The sequence below is a fragment of the Enterobacter sp. BNK-18 genome (assembly GCF_047456135.1).
Lineage (GTDB): Bacteria > Pseudomonadota > Gammaproteobacteria > Enterobacterales > Enterobacteriaceae > Enterobacter > Enterobacter ludwigii.
In genome coordinates this window covers 1,541,880-1,559,099 of the sequence record NZ_CP179899.1, presented here as the reverse complement: position 1 = coordinate 1,559,099, position 17,220 = coordinate 1,541,880, and the positions used below count along the sequence as shown (strand labels likewise).

General features: G+C 57.2%; 14 protein-coding genes and 1 pseudogene. 9 read left to right on the top strand and 6 right to left on the bottom strand.

Annotated elements, in window-relative coordinates:
* The 7 genes and pseudogenes from ACMGG3_RS07420 to pptA all read left to right on the top strand — a co-directional run bounded on the left by ACMGG3_RS07420 (nt 1) and on the right by pptA (nt 6,299).
* Nucleotides 1-2,264, top strand: a pseudogene (locus ACMGG3_RS07420) (NtaA/DmoA family FMN-dependent monooxygenase).
* A 9-nt stretch (nt 2,265-2,273) separates the two neighbouring features.
* Entirely contained in the window at nt 2,274-2,783 is a 510-nt protein-coding gene (locus ACMGG3_RS07415; RefSeq protein WP_106504156.1) for a GNAT family N-acetyltransferase, read from the top strand.
* A gap of 9 nt (nt 2,784-2,792) precedes the next feature.
* Nucleotides 2,793-3,719 carry an amino acid ABC transporter permease gene (locus ACMGG3_RS07410; RefSeq protein WP_020884042.1) on the top strand — a complete coding sequence of 309 codons (927 nt, stop codon included), beginning with the start codon at nt 2,793-2,795 and terminating at the stop codon, nt 3,717-3,719.
* Nucleotides 3,703-4,476 (top strand): amino acid ABC transporter ATP-binding protein, encoded by a 774-nt coding sequence (locus ACMGG3_RS07405; RefSeq protein WP_014170239.1) that lies wholly within the window; start codon nt 3,703-3,705, stop codon nt 4,474-4,476. The genes ACMGG3_RS07410 and ACMGG3_RS07405 overlap by 17 nt, the downstream gene beginning before the upstream one ends.
* 9 nt (nt 4,477-4,485) lie before the next feature.
* The gene (locus tag ACMGG3_RS07400; protein ID WP_020884043.1) at nt 4,486-5,373 is read left to right on the top strand and encodes a transporter substrate-binding domain-containing protein; all 888 of its coding nucleotides are present in this window, start codon (nt 4,486-4,488) and stop codon (nt 5,371-5,373) included.
* Between the two features lie 40 nt (nt 5,374-5,413).
* Nucleotides 5,414-6,031, top strand: a complete 618-nt coding sequence (locus ACMGG3_RS07395) for a glutathione S-transferase family protein (protein ID WP_121339646.1) — start codon at nt 5,414-5,416, stop codon at nt 6,029-6,031.
* A 37-nt stretch (nt 6,032-6,068) separates the two neighbouring features.
* On the top strand, nt 6,069-6,299 hold the full coding sequence (gene pptA / locus ACMGG3_RS07390) for a tautomerase PptA (RefSeq protein WP_040017580.1): 231 nt from the start codon (nt 6,069-6,071) through the stop codon (nt 6,297-6,299).
* A gap of 43 nt (nt 6,300-6,342) precedes the next feature.
* Here pptA and ACMGG3_RS07385 read toward each other — a convergent pair whose 3' ends face one another.
* Nucleotides 6,343-6,642 carry an ArsR/SmtB family transcription factor gene (locus ACMGG3_RS07385; RefSeq protein WP_014170235.1) on the bottom strand — a complete coding sequence of 100 codons (300 nt, stop codon included), beginning with the start codon at nt 6,640-6,642 and terminating at the stop codon, nt 6,343-6,345.
* 161 nt (nt 6,643-6,803) lie between these two features.
* On the opposite strand from ACMGG3_RS07385, the gene fusA reads away from it, so the two are divergent.
* Nucleotides 6,804-8,903 carry an elongation factor G gene (gene fusA, locus ACMGG3_RS07380; RefSeq protein WP_020884046.1) on the top strand — a complete coding sequence of 700 codons (2,100 nt, stop codon included), beginning with the start codon at nt 6,804-6,806 and terminating at the stop codon, nt 8,901-8,903.
* Between the two features lie 42 nt (nt 8,904-8,945).
* Here fusA and ACMGG3_RS07375 read toward each other — a convergent pair whose 3' ends face one another.
* Nucleotides 8,946-9,521, bottom strand: a complete 576-nt coding sequence (locus ACMGG3_RS07375) for a flavin reductase family protein (protein WP_414149748.1) — start codon at nt 9,519-9,521, stop codon at nt 8,946-8,948.
* 143 nt (nt 9,522-9,664) lie between these two features.
* On the opposite strand from ACMGG3_RS07375, the gene nhoA reads away from it, so the two are divergent.
* Nucleotides 9,665-10,510 (top strand): N-hydroxyarylamine O-acetyltransferase, encoded by an 846-nt coding sequence (nhoA, locus tag ACMGG3_RS07370; protein ID WP_346589217.1) that lies wholly within the window; start codon nt 9,665-9,667, stop codon nt 10,508-10,510.
* A 42-nt stretch (nt 10,511-10,552) separates the two neighbouring features.
* Here nhoA and narI read toward each other — a convergent pair whose 3' ends face one another.
* From narI to ACMGG3_RS07350, 4 genes are read right to left on the bottom strand one after another with little or no spacing between them, the layout of a single operon-like run.
* Complete coding sequence (gene narI, locus ACMGG3_RS07365) at nt 10,553-11,233, bottom strand: respiratory nitrate reductase subunit gamma (protein ID WP_014170231.1); 681 nt, start codon at nt 11,231-11,233, stop codon at nt 10,553-10,555.
* Nucleotides 11,230-11,925, bottom strand: coding sequence for a nitrate reductase molybdenum cofactor assembly chaperone (gene narW, locus ACMGG3_RS07360; RefSeq protein WP_414149747.1), 696 nt, complete (start codon nt 11,923-11,925; stop codon nt 11,230-11,232). Before narW ends, narI begins: the two co-directional genes overlap by 4 nt.
* The gene (gene narH / locus ACMGG3_RS07355) at nt 11,925-13,469 is read right to left on the bottom strand and encodes a nitrate reductase subunit beta (RefSeq protein ID WP_020884050.1); all 1,545 of its coding nucleotides are present in this window, start codon (nt 13,467-13,469) and stop codon (nt 11,925-11,927) included. The genes narW and narH overlap by 1 nt, the downstream gene beginning before the upstream one ends.
* The gene (locus ACMGG3_RS07350; RefSeq protein WP_414149746.1) at nt 13,466-17,206 is read right to left on the bottom strand and encodes a nitrate reductase subunit alpha; all 3,741 of its coding nucleotides are present in this window, start codon (nt 17,204-17,206) and stop codon (nt 13,466-13,468) included. Before ACMGG3_RS07350 ends, narH begins: the two co-directional genes overlap by 4 nt.
* Between the last annotated feature and the right edge of the window lie 14 nt (nt 17,207-17,220).

Genomic DNA, 17,220 nt, shown 5'->3' with positions numbered 1-17,220 from the left:
ATGTCTGCAACCCGACAATTGCGGCTGGGAACCATTTTGCATGGTGCTTCCGGAAATATGTCTGCCTGGCGTCATCCGGCGGCGGTCGCCGATGCCAGCATTAATTTTGATTTTGTAAAAGCCACGGCGTTAAAAGCCGAAGAGGGGAAGCTTGATTTTTTATTCGTCGCCGACGGCCTCTATATTAACGAGAAATCCATTCCGCATTTCTTAAACCGGTTTGAGCCGTTAACGGTCTTGTCCGCACTGGCAAGTCTGACCTCGCGCCTCGGTCTGGTCGGTACCTTATCGACCTCCTACAGCGAACCATTTACCGTGGCGCGCCAGTTTGCCAGCCTGGATCATTTGAGCAACGGACGTGCAGGCTGGAACGTGGTGACCTCACCGCTGGAAGGGTCGGCGAAAAACTTCTCGCGCGAGAAACACCCTGAACATGCGCTGCGCTACCGGATAGCGGATGAATACCTCGACGTAGTGAAAGGACTCTGGGATTCCTGGGAGGGGGATGCCTTTGTGCGCAACAAAGAGAGCGGGCAGTTCTTTGACCCGGCAAAACTGCATACGCTTGATCACCACGGCGATTTCTTCCAGGTGGCCGGTCCGCTCAATATTGGCCGCACGCCGCAGGGACGCCCGATTGTCTTTCAGGCGGGTGCATCGGATGACGGAAAAAAACTGGCTGCGAAACATGCTGACGCCATTTTTACCCATCATGAAACGTTAGAGGAAGCCAAAGCGTTTTATCGCGACGTGAAACACCAGCTTGAATCCAATGGCCGCAGGGCATCGGACTTACATATTTTTCAGGGCGTCAGCGTGATTGTTGGCAAAGACGCGGAGGACGTGGAGAACCAGTATCAGACAACCGCGGCTCTGGTGTCGATTAACGATGCCCTGAATTACCTCGGCCGTTATTTCGAACATCACGATTTCAGCCAGTACCCGCTCGACGAGCCGTTCCCGGACATCGGTGAACTGGGTAAAAACAGTTTTCGCAGCACGACCGATGAAATTAAGCGTAATGCTCGCGAACGCAACTTAACCCTGCGTCAGGTTGCACTCGAAGCGGCATCCCCGCGCCCGCGCTTTTCCGGTACGCCGGAGCAGGTGGCAGACGGTCTGCAGGGCTGGTTTGAGGCATTCGCCGCGGACGGCTTCATTATTCAGGGTGGAACGCCGGACACGTTCCCGCGTTTTGTTGACCAGGTTGTCCCGGTGTTACAGGCCCGCGGGTTATTCCGCACCGACTATCCCGGCACTACGCTGCGCGACAGTCTGGGGTTAGACGAACCGCAAAACCAGTTCACACAACAATAATAGAGAACCTCGCTATGCAGAAATCATCGCTTATTCTGGCGCTTGCGCTGGCCTTTTCCCCTGCCGTCTGGGCAGAGAATGTGAACATTAATGGCACTGGCGTGAGCCTGGAAGCCAACAAAACGCCCGTCAACACCGCCAAAAACAGCGACGCCATCGCGCAACTGCCGAAAGATTATCGCTTCGCCGTGCCGGGCAAATTCACCGTGGCGGTTGCCGCGCTTAACTCACCGCCGCTGACCGTTTTTTCCGACGACAATAAAACGCTGCTCGGAAGCGAGGTGGACGTTGCCCGTCTGGTGGCCGACAGCCTTGGGCTGGAGCTGAACGTGGTGCCAACCTCCTGGGAGGACTGGCCTCTCGGCGTCGCCTCCGGGAAATACGATGCGGCGATCAGCAACATCACCGTGACCAGAGAACGCAAAGAGAAGTTTGATTTTGCCACTTACCGTAAAGATTCCCTCGGCTTCTATGTGAAATCGACCAGCCCGATTACCTCGCTGCAGAAGGCGGAGGACATCGCCGGGCTGCGCATCATCGTAGGTTCCGGGACCAACCAGGAGGCTATCCTGCTGGCGTGGAATGCGGAGAACGTGAAGAAAGGCCTGAAGCCGTTTACCCCGATCTACACCAAAGACGATGCATCACAAACCCTGTCTCTCCAGTCAGGCCGCGCAGATGCGTTCTTTGGCCCGAACGTGACTGGCGCATGGAAAGCGGCGCTGACCGGGAAAACGAAACGGGTTGGGATTGTCGACGGCGGCTGGCCGAAGGCGGCACACATTGCGGTGACGCTGAAAAAAGGCAGCGGCCTGGTCGAGCCGGTACAGACCGCACTTAACGGGGTCATCAAAAACGGCGATTACGACAAAGTGCTGAACCGCTGGGGGGAAGGGGTAGAACGTATCCCTCAATCAGAAGTGAACCCGGCAGGACTGGGTGACTAAGGAGGCGCTATGCGCGAGCAATTTCGGGACGTGTCACCGGAAGACGCCGATCTTCAGCCCATTATCGACGGATTATTCGGTGAATATGCCGCCCGCTATGGCGACTACTTCTCTAAAGACGCGGAAGTGGAGCTCACGGAGTGGTACCTGGCCCCGCAGGGGCTGTTTATTGTCCTTGAGCGTGACGGCGACATCATCGCCACCGGCGCGTATAAACCGTTTGATGAACGCACCGCTGAAATCAAACGAATCTGGACGCACAAGGCGCTGCGTCAACAGGGGCTGGCGGCCCGCGTCGTCCAGGAGCTGGAGCGTCGGGCGGTACAGGCCGGTTACAGCCAGATCTACCTCACCACCGGTTTTCGTCAGCCGGAAGCGGTCAGGCTCTATATCAGCCAGGGCTATCAGCCGCAGTTCGATCTGAACCGCGATCCGGAAGAGTACAGCCAGCCGCCGTTTGATGGCCGGCTGCGTTTCACCAAAACGCTGGTCAGTGAAGCGTTCAGTAAAACAGCATGAGGAATGACGATGAGCAACGTTGAAACCATTAAGGTGGTCCCGGCGCGTTATCCGCTGCGGACTGTCGGTGCCGTGGTGGCGCTGTTTGTGCTTGCGGTGGTCATTCAGTCCGTGGCCTTTAACCCGCGCTGGGAGTGGTCTGTTTTTGCCCGCTGGTTCTTTGATCCGGTTATCCTTGAAGGCGTAGGGCAGACATTGCTGTTGACCCTGATCGGCACTGCGCTGAGCGTGGTCATTGGCGGCCTGCTGGCGCTGGCGAGGCTCTCTTCATCCTGGCTGCTGAGCAGCCTGGCCTGGGGGTATATCTGGCTGTTTCGTTCGTTGCCGCTGATTGTGGTTCTGATCATTCTCTATAACTTTTCCTATCTCTACGACACGCTCTCGCTCGGCGTACCCTTCACCGCCATTACCTGGGGTCGCTTCGAAACCATCAACGTGCTGGGACAGTTTTCCACCGCCGTGGTGGGGCTGACGCTGGTTCAGAGCGCGTATACCGCCGAGATCATTCGCGGCGGTTTTCTGGGTGTGGATCATGGTCAGTATGAAGCGGCGGCGGCACTCGGTCTGCCAGCCTGGCGTCGCACGGTGCGTATCATTTTGCCGCAGGCGCTGCGCACGATTCTGCCGTCCGGATTTAATGAAATTATCAGTCTCGCGAAAGGCACGGCGATGGTGTATGTCCTGGCGATGCCGGAACTCTTCTATACCATTCAGATGATCTATAACCGCACGCAGGAGGTGATCCCGCTGCTGATGGTCGGTGCGGTCTGGTATCTGGTGATTACCACCGTGTTGTCTGCCATTCAGCATGTTGTGGAGCGCGGGCTTGCCCGCAGCGAACGCCGTTCAGCCGTTAATCAAAACCGGGTAGCCAGTCGCGTCCGTTCCGTATCCACCGCATCAGTACAGGAGCCCGTCCATGCAAACCTCTCCTGAAGGGCATATTTCGATTACCGGCGTCAGTAAGTTTTTTGGTCGCCATAAAGCGCTTGATAACGTCTCGCTGGAGATCCCGCCCGGATCGGTAACGGTCATCCTCGGGCCTTCCGGATCGGGTAAATCGACGCTTCTGCGCACCATTAACCATCTGGAACGCGTCGACGAAGGGTTTATCCAGATTGACGGTGATTACATCGGTTACCGCCGTCAGGGTGACAAACTCTACGAGCTGAAAGAGAAAGAGATCCTCAAACAGCGCGTCAATGTGGGCTATGTCTTCCAGAACTTTAATCTCTTTCCGCATCTCACGGTGCTGGAAAACCTGATTGAGGCGCCCATCGCCCATAAAAAACTGAGTAAGAAAGAAGCCGTTGAAAGGGCATACAGCCTGCTGGATGTGGTCGGGCTGCGCGATAAAGCCGACGCCTGGTCGCGCCATCTCTCCGGGGGCCAACAGCAGCGTATTGCCATTGCCCGCGCGCTGGCGTTACGTCCCCGGGTAATGCTGTTTGATGAGCCCACTTCAGCGCTCGACCCGGAACTGGTTGGCGAAGTGCTGGATGTGATTAAAAAGCTCGCCCGCTCGGGTACCACGCTGGTGGTGGTCACCCACGAGATCGGCTTTGCCCGGGAAGTGGCGGATCAAGTGGTCTTTATGGTCGACGGCAAAATTGTGGAGCAGGGCAGCAGTGACGACGTATTAACCCGTCCGTCGCACCCGCGAACGCGGCAGTTCCTGTCAAAAGTGCTGTAAGGAGCGCAGATGAAATATGCTTTTCTGGCCGGTCTGGCTTTTACGACCGCGAGCCATGCGGGTATCGATTTACACGCCAACGAGCAGCCGCTTCCGGTGACGGTAGATCGGCAGGCCGTCGCGAAGATCCCCGCGAACTATAAATTTGTTGAGCCGGGCACGCTCACGGTAGCGATCTCAGCGCTCAACTCTCCACCGCTGGCGCTGCTTGCCAGCGATAACCGGACGCGGATTGGCAGCGATCCGGATATTGCCCGCTTGCTGGCGGGCAGTCTGGGGTTAAAGCTGAAGCTGGTTCCCACGGCCTGGGAAGACTGGCCGCTGGGGATCAGCTCCGGACGCTATGACGTGGCGCTGGTGAATATTGCGGTGACCGAACAGCGAAAAGAGAAATTTGATTTTGCGACCTATCGCGTCGACTCACTGGCGTTTTCCGTGAAATCCACCAGCGCGGTCCAGGCGATTAACAGCGCAAAAGATCTGGCAGGCAAAAAGGTGATTGTCGGTTCCGGGACCAATCAGGAGCGCATTCTGCTGGGCTGGAATGAAGAGAACAAAAAAGCCGGTCGTGCGCCTGCGCTGCCGGTCTATCTGACCGATGATGCTTCCGGCAACCTCTATATTCAGTCCGGCAGGGCGGATGTGTTCTTCGGGCCTCAATCCGTATCCGCCTATAAAGCGGCGTTGACCGGCAAAACGCGCGTAGTGGGTCTCGGGCCGAAGAGAGCCTATGTCGCCACGACGACCAAAAAGGGCAATGGGCTGGTTTATGCTTTGCAGGCTGCGCTGGAGGGCGCTATTACGCGTGGAGAGTACCAGCGGGTGCTGGCACGCTGGGGAGAAGAGGGCGAAGCGGTGACGCAATCCGACGTGAACCCGCCTGGGATAACCTATTAGTCATGTCTACACTTAGGGTTTTCATCCCGGAGGGGGCAATATGATGAAACTCTATGGCGTACCCGGCTGGGGATCGGCAATCAGTGAAGTGATGCTGACTCTTGCAGACATCCCTTATCAATTTATCAACGTGGACGGGTTCGACCAGCCCGGCCCGCAGCGTGAGTTGCTGAAAGCACGCAATCCGCTGTGTCAGGTACCCACGCTGGAACTGGAAAACGGGGCGATCATGACCGAAACGGCGGCGATTGCCCTGATGGTGCTGGACAGATGTCCCGATCTTGCACCTGCCGTCGGGCAGGCTGAGCGGCAGCAGTTTCAGCGGTTGCTCATCTGGTTTGTTGCGAACGTTTATCCCACCTTTACCTACGCCGACTACCCCGAACGCTGGGTGCCGGATGCGCCGGAGCAGTTGAAAAACAGCTGTATTGAATACCGAAAATCACTCTATCTGTGGTTTGACAGCCAGCTCAGTGCCACCCCTTTTGCGCTCGGGGAACGGCTGACGCTGCTTGACGTCTACATCACGGTTGCACGCACCTGGGGGCCTCGCCATGCATGGTTTGCGGCGAATACGCCGAAGATAACGGCGATTGCGGATACCGTGTGCCAGCTGCCGGAACTGCACAAGGTGTTAAAGGCAAACGAGATAATCTGATAACGTGGAACTCACATTCATAACTGGAAGCCTGCATATGCCACACGTAGATATCAAATGTTTTCCCCGTGATTTGAACGACGACCAAAAAACCGCGCTGGCGGCGGATATTGCCGAGGTGATTACCCGTCATCTGAACAGTAAAGATCGCTCTATTTCGGTCGCCCTGAATGAAGTGCAGGAAGCCGACTGGAAAGCGCAGGTCTGGGATACCGAAATTGAACCCAACCTGGATCACTTAATTAAGAAACCCGGCTATTCAATATGAGAGAGGGTCGGGCGGCGCGGAGTCGCCCGACACGACACACGCGTTACTTCGTCTGCAGTAATATTGCCATCAGCCCAGGAAAGCGGGCATCAAGATCGTCTCTGCGCAGTGAAATCATATTTTCTCGTCCCTGCGGGCGCTGCCAAATCACGCCGCTGTCGCGCAAGACGCGCCAGTGATGGGTCATCGTCGATTTCACCACCTCGTCCGGGCGCAGCGCGTTACAGCTCAGTTCGCTGCCATCGGCCAGCCTGCGGATAATCGACAGCCGTAGCGGGTTACCGAGGGCAAAAAGCACATTTTCCAGCAGTATTTGTTCAGTTTCAGGGTGGTTCGGGATCATCGTTTTCCTGCGTCTGGTGTCAGATTGAGCTATATCAACAATAGGTCAACCGTAAAAAAAATAGTTCGATAATACTCGTACAATAGGACTATTATAGCAAATGAACGAACACGCGACCATCCCGGTCGTCACAACGCAGTCTTAATGACTAAGGAAATATTATGCCCCGACCCATCCCTCTCGAACGTTATCGCAACATCGGTATCTCCGCGCATATCGATGCCGGTAAAACGACCACCACCGAGCGCATCCTGTTTTATACCGGTATGAGCCACAAACTGGGTGAAGTACACGATGGCGCGGCAACTACCGACTGGATGGCACAGGAGCAAGAGCGCGGGATAACCATTACCTCTGCGGCAGTCAGCTGTTTCTGGCCAGGTATGGACCGGGGCTTTGAACCGCACCGGATCAACATTATCGACACCCCGGGCCACGTGGATTTCACCATTGAGGTGGAACGTTCCATGCGTGTACTCGACGGCGCGGTCATGGTGTATGACTCCGTCGGTGGCGTGCAGCCGCAGTCGGAAACCGTCTGGCGTCAGGCGAACAAATATCATGTCCCGCGGCTGGCCTTCGTCAATAAAATGGACCGCCCGGGTGCGGACTTCTTCCGCGTCGTGCGAATGATGCAGGAGCGTCTGAAAGCGAATCCGGTCCCGATTGTTATTCCGGTGGGGGCAGAAGAACACTTCACCGGCGTGGTGGATCTCATCAAAATGCGTACCATTTTGTGGGACGATGCCACCCAGGGCATGGTGTTTACCTATGCTCCTGTGCCGGATGACGTAGTGAGTACTGCGCAGGAATGGCGGGAAAAAATGGTCTCTGCGGCGGCGGAAGCCAGCGATGAGCTGATGGATAAATACCTGGAAACGGGTGATTTAGAGGAAGCGGAAATCATCAGGGGGCTGCGTATGCGGACCATCTCCGGTGAAATCCAGCCGATGCTGTGCGGCAGCGCGTTTAAAAATAAAGGCGTGCAACGCATGCTTGATGCGGTCATTGAACTGATGCCGTCGCCTCTGGACGTGCCCGCCATTGATGGTGTGGATGAGAATGGGCAGCATGCCGAGCGTCATCCAGACGACAACGAGCCGTTCTCCGCGCTGGCCTTTAAACTGATGAGCGACCCGTACGTCGGACAGCTGACCTTTATCCGCGTTTACTCTGGCGTGCTGCGCAAAGGCGACGCGGTGTACAACCCGGTGAAAGGGAAGAAAGAGCGCATTGGGCGCATCGTACTGATGCATGCTAACGATCGCCACGAAGTGGATGAGCTGCGCGCGGGCGATATCGCGGCCTGCGTTGGGTTGAAAGATGTGACAACCGGTGACACGCTCACCGACCCGAATGCCGTCATCACGCTGGAACGGATGGAGTTTCCGGACCCGGTTATCTCGCTTGCGATCGAGCCGAAAACCAAAGGCGATCAGGAGAAAATGGGCATTGCATTGCAGCGCCTGGCAGCAGAAGACCCTTCGTTTCGTCTGCACACCGATGAAGAGTCCGGCCAGACAATTATCTCCGGGATGGGTGAGTTACATCTTGAGATTATCGTTGACCGCATGCGGCGTGAGTTCGGCGTTGAGGCGAACATTGGTCGCCCACAGGTCACGTACCGTGAAACCCTGCGTAAAGCGGTGAAGGATATCGAAGGGAAATTTGTCCGACAGTCCGGCGGTAAAGGGCAGTACGGCCATGTGGTGCTCAGTCTGGCGCCGTTAGAGCCCGGCAGTGGTTTTGTATTTGAAGATGCCACCAAGGGCGGCGTTGTCCCGCGCGAGTATATTCCGTCTGTGGAGAAAGGCCTGCGCGAAGCCATGAACAGCGGTGTCCTGGCGGGGTATCCGGTTGTCGATGTGAAAGCGACCCTGACGTTTGGCTCCTATCACGAGGTCGACTCCTCGGAAATGGCGTTCCGCATGGCGGCGATCCTCGGCTTTAAAGAGGGCGCTCGCAAAGCGGACCCGGTGATTCTTGAACCGGTCATGCATGTCGAGGTGGAAACACCGGAAGAGTACGCCGGCAACATCATGGGCGATCTCTCTTCCCGCCGCGGCATGGTGCAGGGAATGGAAGAGCAGTACGGTAGCCAGATTATTCGCGCGGATGTGCCGCTGGCGGAGATGTTTGGCTATGCCACGACGCTGCGTTCGATGTCGCAAGGCCGCGCGACCTACACGATGGAATTCCATCATTTCGCGGAAGCACCGCGTAATGTTGCGGATGAAATTATTGCACGGCGCGCGAAGTAATTTAAAAGCCCTTTCCCTCGCGGAGAGGGCTTTTTTTATAGGCTATTTTTCCAGCGCCTTGACCATTTTCCCACTGGTCACAAACGTCCCGGCCCCCAGATGATGCAGGGTGTTCAGCTTATCGCCGTCAAACTGCCAGCGTCCGGCGACAAACGCGCGTTCATCTGCGGCTGCCGAAACAACCTCACCAAACAGCGTATCGTATTTTTCTGCAACTGCGGTAACCGGGAGTAAACGACACTCCATCCACGCCAGGCATTTCTCTTCAATCACCGGCAGGCCGAGTACCGGACCTTGCACAACCGGGATCCCGTAGCAGTTGAACTTGTCTTCGTCGCGCCCGCTCACGCTGCCGACGGCATAAGCCCAGTTAGCCGCTGCCACGCCGGGGATGACGATGCCGAACTTTCCGCTGCGCTCAATCAGTTCGCGCGACCAGGTGCTTTTGTCCACCACAATTGCGATACGCGGTGGCTCAAACTCCACCGGCATCGACCAAGCCGCAGCCATGACGTTACGACGGTCGATAGACTCATCGCGGCTGGTAATCAGCACCGTAGGGCCATGGTTCAGCAGACGGCTGGCATGCTTTAATTCAACGGGACGAAACGCGCTCATGAACATTCCTCTCAGCAGGTATTCTGGCATTAAACGTCTGATGGGGAGCCGAAATCAAGATGCACCCGCAAAAAGCACTTTTGCGCATATGGAGGCCGGAAAATAGTTTATAAACAGGGAACATCACATCATGGAAGCGAATCATGTCCCCATTTCTGAGTGCTTATTTTGCCCGTACGGGCTGGCAACAGCCTGTACAGGTTGACATCGACACCCTGCGGGCGCTGCATTTACACCACAACTGCGCGATCCCCTTCGAGAATATTGACGTCGTGATGCCGCGCGAAATCCATCTGGAAGATCAGTGCCTGGTCGACAAACTGGTGACGGCACGTCGTGGAGGCTATTGCTTTGAGCAGAACGGCCTCTTTGAACGCGTTTTGCGTGAAGTGGGCTTTACAGTTCGCAGCGTGCTGGGCCGCGTGGTCTTAGCCAGTCCGCCACAGATGCCGCCGCGTACGCATCGTCTGCTGCTGGTTGAACTCAACGGTGAGCGCTGGATTGCCGACGTCGGTTTTGGCGGACAGACCCTGACGGCGCCGATTCGTTTGCTCGCCAACGAGGAGCAGGAGACACCCCACGGGCTGTACCGTTTGCTGAGCGAGGGCAACGACTGGATCCTGCAGTTCAGTCACCACGATCACTGGCAGTCGATGTACCATTTTGATCTGACAACACAGTATTTCAGCGATTACGTGATGGGCAACTTCTGGTCGGCGCACTGGCCGCAATCCCATTTTCGCCACCATCTGTTGATGTGTCGCCATCTGCCTGACGGCGGAAAGCTGACCCTGACCAACTTTAACTTTACCCACTGGCAGAAGGGGCATGCGGAAGAGCAGGTCCATCTTCCCGACGCGAACGCGCTGTATCAGGTGATACAGTCACGGTTTGGACTGGGCGTAGACGATCCCAAACACGGGTTTTCGCTGGACGCGCTGACGGCGGTGATGGCCGGGTTTGATACACATCCTCAGGCCGGGAAATAGACCGGTGGCGCTGCGCTCAGGCGTAGCGCCACCCGGCAACACTCAGCGGCGCGATCTCACCACCTGATACCTGCGCGTTAAATACTCCACCGGCGCGCTCCAGACGTGCACCAGTCGGGTGAAGGGGAAGATCAGGAAAATGGTCATGCCCAGCACCAGATGGACACGGAAGATAAACGCCACGCCCGCCAGATGTTCGGACGAGCCACCGCGGAAGGTGACTACCGACTGCGCCCAGTCCACCAGCTTGAGCATCTCGCTGCCGTCGGGATATTTCGCGGAGAACGGAATGGTGGTGAGCCCAAGAATACACTGCACCAGCAAAATGCAGAGGATCAGGATATCTGCCGTGGAGGAGGTCGCCCGGATACGCGGGTTCGTCAGCCGGCGAATCAATAATCCCGCACCGCCCACCAGCGTGAGCACGCCGCAAACGCCGCCCAGAATCATCGCCATCAGCTGTTTCTGCGACATCGGCAGAAACCACGAATAAACCCAGTGCGGCGTCAGCATCCCGAAAAGATGTCCGAAGAAGATCCCCAGGATCCCGATATGGAACAGATTCGACCACAGCACCATGCCGCGCTTATCCAGCATCTGGCTGGAGGAGGCGCGCCAGGTATACTGCCCGTAATCGTAACGCAGCCAGCTTCCCACCAGAAAAACCGTGCCGCACAGGTAGGGGTAAATATCGTAGAAAAAGACGTTCAGAAACTGGATCATTTTGGGCCTCCCGCACTGACGTCGACATACTGCGGGGCAACGTCCTGGCTAAAGCGTCGTTGATATTGCTGCATCGGTGAGGTATTACACGATGTGGCGTTGTCCTCGATAAACTTGACCTGTTCCTCTTCCCAGACGGCGTCCAGCGCCTGGCGGGTATCATCCCGTTTCTCGGTGGAAACCTGTTTCGCCACGCTGTCGCTGGTCAGACGCGTGCCTGCGAGCGTCAGGAGCGCATCAAACAGCTGATAATGCGCCACGCCGCGCTGCTTCAGGCGACCGCCAATCAGCGCCAGGATCGGCGCAACGTTGTGTAGCCCTTCGCGGGCCTCGTCGTCGGTGACGAGGCTGAGATACTCCAGGTAGAGCGGCAGATAGTCCGGCAGCTCGCGACAGTCCAGCTGCAGGCCGGCTTTTTCGTACTGGCTCATCAGGTCGACCATCGCCTGGCCGCGATCGCGGGATTCAGCATGAACGTGCTCAAACAGCAGCAGCGAGGTCGCACGACCCCGCTCAAACACCTCGCACCATTCGGCCTGCTTATCCAGCAGTGCGGCATCCAGATGCTGGCGGGCAAAGGGCAGTAACGCAGGGAGATCCTGTTCTATCAGGGAAAGTGCTTCCTCGCGATTTTCCCATAATATTTCATCGGGATACTCAATCAGCAGGGCGATGATTTTGAGGATCTGCATCACTCTCCCTCCCCGTGGTCGCGCACTTCGGTGATATTGATGGCATCAATGCGGCTGCTGTTAAAGAGGTTGAATTTGGTGTCGGAACCGTGGCACCCGTCGCCAAAGGAGAAGCCGCAGCCGTTGCGTTCCGGGAAGGCGTCGCGCGCCATTTCGCGGTGGCTGGTGGGGATCACGAAACGATCTTCGTAGTTGGCAATCGCCAGATAGCGGTACATCTCTTCAACCTGCTCGACGCTAAGGCCCACCTCTTCGATGGCGCGCGTATCGGTCACGCCTTCAACGGTCTGAGAGCGTTTGTAATGACGCATTGCCATCATGCGTTTGAGGGCGCGCAGCACCGGAGCAGGATCGCCCGCACTGAGCATGTTGGCCAGATACTGCACCGGTATGCGCAGGCTTTCGACCGCCGGTAACACGCCGTCGTTGAGCGGCAGGCCGCCCGCATCTGCGTAAGACTGGATCGGTGACAGCGGCGGAACGTACCAGACCATCGGCAGGGTGCGGTATTCCGGATGCAGCGGCAGGGCCAGCTTCCAGTCCATCGCCATCTTGTAAACCGGGGAACGCTGGGCGGCGTCAATCACGTTCTGCGGAATACCTTGCTTGAAGGCTTCTTCAATGACCGCCGGGTCATGCGGATCAAGGAATACGTCACACTGGCGTTCATAGAGGTCGGTTTCATGTTCGGTGCTGGCCGCTTCTTCAATGCGATCCGCGTCATACAGCAGCACGCCCAGATAGCGAATACGCCCGACGCAGGTCTCCGAACAGACGGTTGGCTGGCCAGACTCAATGCGCGGGTAGCAGAAGATGCATTTCTCCGACTTTCCGCTTTTCCAGTTGAAGTAGATTTTCTTGTACGGGCAACCGCTGATGCACATGCGCCAGCCACGGCATTTGTCCTGGTCAATCAGCACAATGCCGTCTTCTTCACGCTTGTAGATGGCACCGCTCGGGCAGGTGGCCACGCAGCTCGGGTTCAGGCAGTGTTCACACAGGCGCGGCAGGTACATCATGAAGGTGTTTTCAAACTGGCCGTACATCTCCTTCTGGATCTTGTCGAAGTTGCGGTCGCGGGCGCGTTTTTCGAACTCGCCGCCAAGCAGTTCTTCCCAGTTCGGGCCGCCAACAATTTTGTCCATCCGTTTGCCGCTAATCAGCGAGCGCGGGCGGGCCGTCGGGAGGTGATCGCCTTGTGGTGCACGGTGCAGATCCTGGTAATCAAACGTGAAGGGTTCGTAGTAATCATCAATGCCGGGCAGGGACGGGTTGGCAAAGATTTTCGACAGCACGCCCACGCGCCCGCCGAGGCGCGGCGTCAGCTTGCCGGTGATCCCGCGTACCCAGCCGCCTTGCCACTCCTCCTGATCTTCCCAGTTTTTCGGGTAGCCAATCCCCGGTTTGGTTTCAACGTTGTTGAACCACGCATATTCCATACCTTCACGCCCGGTCCAGACGTTTTTACAGGTGACCGAGCAGGTGTGACAGCCAATGCATTTGTCGAGATTCAGCACCATTCCAACCTGTGAGCGTATTTTCATTTTTTCGCCTCCTGTACCTGATCCCGACCTTCGCCATCCAGCCAGTTAATGTTTTTCATTTTGCGGATCATGATGAACTCGTCGCGGTTAGAGCCGACGGTGCCGTAATAGTTGAAGCTGTACGCCAGCTGGGCGTAGCCGCCAATCATGTGTGTCGGTTTGGGACAGACGCGCGTCACCGAGTTATGGATCCCGCCGCGACGACCGGTGACTTCTGAACCCGGAATATTCAGGATACGTTCCTGCGCGTGGTACATCATGGTCATGCCCGGCGGGACGCGCTGGCTCACCACTGCCCGGGCGGTCAGGGCCCCGTTGGCGTTGAAGGCTTCGATCCAGTCGTTATCCTCAATGCCTAACTCTCTGGCATCGGTTTCGCTGATCCAGACGATAGGCCCCCCGCGTGACAGCGTCTGCATCAGCAGGTTTTCACTGTAGGTCGAGTGAATGCCCCATTTCTGGTGTGGCGTCAGGAAGTTCAGCGCCTTCTCAGGAAAGCCGTTCGGCGGGATTTCGCGCATATGGCTAACGCTTCGGGTATCAATCGGTGGGCGATAGGCCACCAGACTCTCCCCGAACGCGCGCATCCACGGATGGTCCTGATACAGTTGCTGACGACCGGAAAGGGTGCGCCAGGGAATAAGCTCGTGAACGTTGGTATAACCGGCGTTATAGGAGACATGCTCGCTCTCAAGGCCCGACCAGGTGGGGCTGGAGATAATTTTCCGCGGCTGGGCCTGAATATCGCGGAAGCGGATTTTCTCATCTTCTTTGTTCAGCGCCAGATGGGTGTGATCGCGACCGGTCAGTTCGCCCAGCGCTTGCCAGGCTCGCACTGCCACCTGGCCATTCGTTTCAGGGGCGAGGGCGAGGATCACTTCAGAGGCGTCAATCGCCGTTTCAATACGCGGGCGTCCTTTTGCCGGGCCATCGAGCTTGACGTAGTTCAGCTTGCCAAGGAAATCGACCTCGCTCTGGGTATTCCATGAAATGCCTTTTCCGCCGTTGCCGAGTTTGTCCATCAGCGGGCCGAGTGAAGTAAAGCGCTCGTAGGTTTCCGGATAATGTCGTTCGACCACCGCAATCGTCGGCGCCGTTTTACCCGGAATGAGATCGCATTCGCCTTTGCGCCAGTCCTGAATATCAAACGGCTGTGACAGTTCCCCCGGGGAGTCGTGCTGCAGCGGCTGCAGTACCACGTCCGTTTCGGTGCCAAGATGGCCGACGCACACCTCTGAGAAAACGCTGGCAATACCTTTGTAGATCTCCCAGTCGCTGCGGGATTCCCAGGCCGGGTCGACGGCAGCTGAAAGCGGATGAATAAACGGATGCATATCCGACGTATTCATGTCGTCTTTTTCATACCATGTCGCGGTTGGCAGCACGATATCGGAGAACAGGCAGGTGCTGGACATGCGGAAATCGAGCGTCACCAGCAGGTCAAGCTTGCCCTCGATGGCCTGAGTTTGCCACTCGACCTCTTCGGGCTTAACGTCATCCGTCGACCCTAAATCCTCGCCCTGGATGCCGCTTTCGGTACCGAGCAGGTATTTGAGCATGTACTCGTGACCTTTCCCAGAAGAGCCGAGCAGGTTAGACCGCCAGACAAACAGATTGCGCGGGTGGTTTTTACCGTTGTCAGGCTGTTCGCAGGCGAAACGTATATCGCCCGATTTTAATGCCTGCACGGTGTACTCCTGCGGGGTCATGCCGGCGGCGTCGGCCCGGGCTTTAATGTGCAACGGATTGAGGTTTAGCTGCGGCGCCGAGGGCAGCCAGCCCATACGCTCTGCCCGGACGTTAAAATCGATCAGGTGACCGGTGAATTTTGTCGCGTCCGCCAGCGGAGAGAGTAACTCCTGCGCGGTCAGTTTTTCATAACGCCACTGACAGGAGTGGTTGTAGAAGTACGATGTACTGTTCATCTGGCGCGGGGGACGGTTCCAGTCCAGCGCAAACGCCAGCGGCAGCCAGCCGGTTTGCGGACGCAACTTCTCCTGACCCACATAGTGTGACCAGCCGCCGCCGCTTTGACCCACGCAGCCGCAGAACACCAGCATGTTGATCATCCCGCGGTAGTTCATGTCCATGTGGTACCAGTGGTTCACCCCGGCACCGAGGATAATCATCGACCTACCGTGCGTTTTGTGCGCCGTGTCGGCAAACTCACGGGCAATTTTCTCTATCAGGTAAGCAGGGACGCCGGTGATCTGCTCGCCCCAGGCGGGAGTATAAGCTTTGATCTGGTCATAGCTGCCCGCCGCGTTGCTGTCTTCCAGACCACGATCGAGACCGTAGTTAGCGAGAATCAGATCGTAGACGCTGACCACCCGTTTCTGGCTGCCATCGGCCAGCATCAGGGTTTTACTCGGTACACGGCGCGTCAGGACCGGATCCTGCTTGACGCTACGGAAGTGTGGATTTTCATTGCCGCCAAAATAGGGGAATGCCACCTCTGCCACGCTGTCGTGGGTAATCAGCAGCGAGAGGGTGAGCTCAGTTTCATGATCTGCCGCCAGCGGCGCCAGGTTCCATTTGCCTTTTTCGCCCCAGCGGAAACCAATGGACCCGTTCGGCACCACCAGATCGCCGGCGATATCAAAGGCGACGGTTTTCCACTCAACATTATTGGTTTCTCCCAGCCCGTCCGTGAGATCAGAAGCCCGAAGCATCCGCCCCGGCACCACGCGGCCATCGGCCTGTTCATCCAGCAGCACCAGCATCGGCATGTCGGTGTAGCGGCGGCAGTAGTTGAGGAAGTACTCGCTGGGGTTGTCGAGATGGAACTCTTTGAGGATCACGTGGCCCATTGCCATCGCCAGCGCGCTGTCGGTGCCTTGCTTGGGTGCCAGCCACTGATCGCTCAGTTTGGCGACCTCGGAGAAGTCCGGGGTGATGGCCACGGTTTTGGTGCCTTTGTAGCGGACCTCGGTAAAGAAGTGGGCATCTGGCGTACGCGTTTGCGGAACGTTAGACCCCCAGGCAATGATGTAGCTGGAGTTATACCAGTCTGCGGATTCCGGCACGTCGGTCTGCTCGCCCCACGTCATGGGCGAGGCGGGCGGCAAATCACAATACCAGTCATAAAAGCTGAGACAGGTGCCGCCCAGCAGAGAGAGATAACGCGTCCCGGCGGCATACGAGACCATCGACATCGCCGGAATCGGTGAAAAACCGGCCACGCGATCGGGGCCGTAGTGTTTAATGGTCCAGACGTTGGCGGCAGCAATCAGCTGGTTTAGCTCTTTCCAGCTGGAGCGGATAAATCCGCCGTGTCCGCGTGCCTGCTTGTAGCTCCGGCTCTTCTGCGGATCGTTCTGAATGGCATCCCAGGCCAGCACCGGATCGCTGTGTTGCGCCAGCGCGTCACGCCACAGTTCGATCAGCGTGCGGCGCACCAGCGGGTATTTCAGCCGGTTGGCGCTGTAAAGGTACCAGGAATAACTTGCACCGCGCGGGCAGCCGCGCGGCTCGTGGTTAGGCAGGTCGGGGCGGGTACGCGGGTAGTCGGTCTGCTGGGTTTCCCAGGTAACCAGGCCGTTTTTGACGTAGATTTTCCAGCTACAGGAGCCCGTGCAGTTCACGCCATGGGTGGACCGCACAATCTTGTCGAACTGCCATCGCTGTCGGTAGCTGTCCTCCCAGTCACGGTTGGTGTTGTACACCTGCCCGTGTCCATTGGCGAAGCTGTCGCCTTTTTGTTTGAAATAGCGAAAGCGATCCAACAGTTTACTCATGACATTTCTCCTGC

Coding starts and splice junctions, on each gene's coding strand:
- narH (WP_020884050.1), bottom strand. CDS start 13,469: ATGAAAATACGCTCACAGGTTGGAATGGTGCTGAATCTCGACAAATGC.
- ACMGG3_RS07395 (WP_121339646.1), top strand. CDS start 5,414: ATGATGAAACTCTATGGCGTACCCGGCTGGGGATCGGCAATCAGTGAA.
- ACMGG3_RS07385 (WP_014170235.1), bottom strand. CDS start 6,642: ATGATCCCGAACCACCCTGAAACTGAACAAATACTGCTGGAAAATGTG.
- fusA (WP_020884046.1), top strand. CDS start 6,804: ATGCCCCGACCCATCCCTCTCGAACGTTATCGCAACATCGGTATCTCC.
- ACMGG3_RS07415 (WP_106504156.1), top strand. CDS start 2,274: ATGCGCGAGCAATTTCGGGACGTGTCACCGGAAGACGCCGATCTTCAG.
- ACMGG3_RS07400 (WP_020884043.1), top strand. CDS start 4,486: ATGAAATATGCTTTTCTGGCCGGTCTGGCTTTTACGACCGCGAGCCAT.
- nhoA (WP_346589217.1), top strand. CDS start 9,665: ATGTCCCCATTTCTGAGTGCTTATTTTGCCCGTACGGGCTGGCAACAG.
- ACMGG3_RS07350 (WP_414149746.1), bottom strand. CDS start 17,206: ATGAGTAAACTGTTGGATCGCTTTCGCTATTTCAAACAAAAAGGCGAC.
- narI (WP_014170231.1), bottom strand. CDS start 11,233: ATGATCCAGTTTCTGAACGTCTTTTTCTACGATATTTACCCCTACCTG.
- ACMGG3_RS07405 (WP_014170239.1), top strand. CDS start 3,703: ATGCAAACCTCTCCTGAAGGGCATATTTCGATTACCGGCGTCAGTAAG.
- ACMGG3_RS07375 (WP_414149748.1), bottom strand. CDS start 9,521: ATGAGCGCGTTTCGTCCCGTTGAATTAAAGCATGCCAGCCGTCTGCTG.
- narW (WP_414149747.1), bottom strand. CDS start 11,925: ATGCAGATCCTCAAAATCATCGCCCTGCTGATTGAGTATCCCGATGAA.
- pptA (WP_040017580.1), top strand. CDS start 6,069: ATGCCACACGTAGATATCAAATGTTTTCCCCGTGATTTGAACGACGAC.
- ACMGG3_RS07410 (WP_020884042.1), top strand. CDS start 2,793: ATGAGCAACGTTGAAACCATTAAGGTGGTCCCGGCGCGTTATCCGCTG.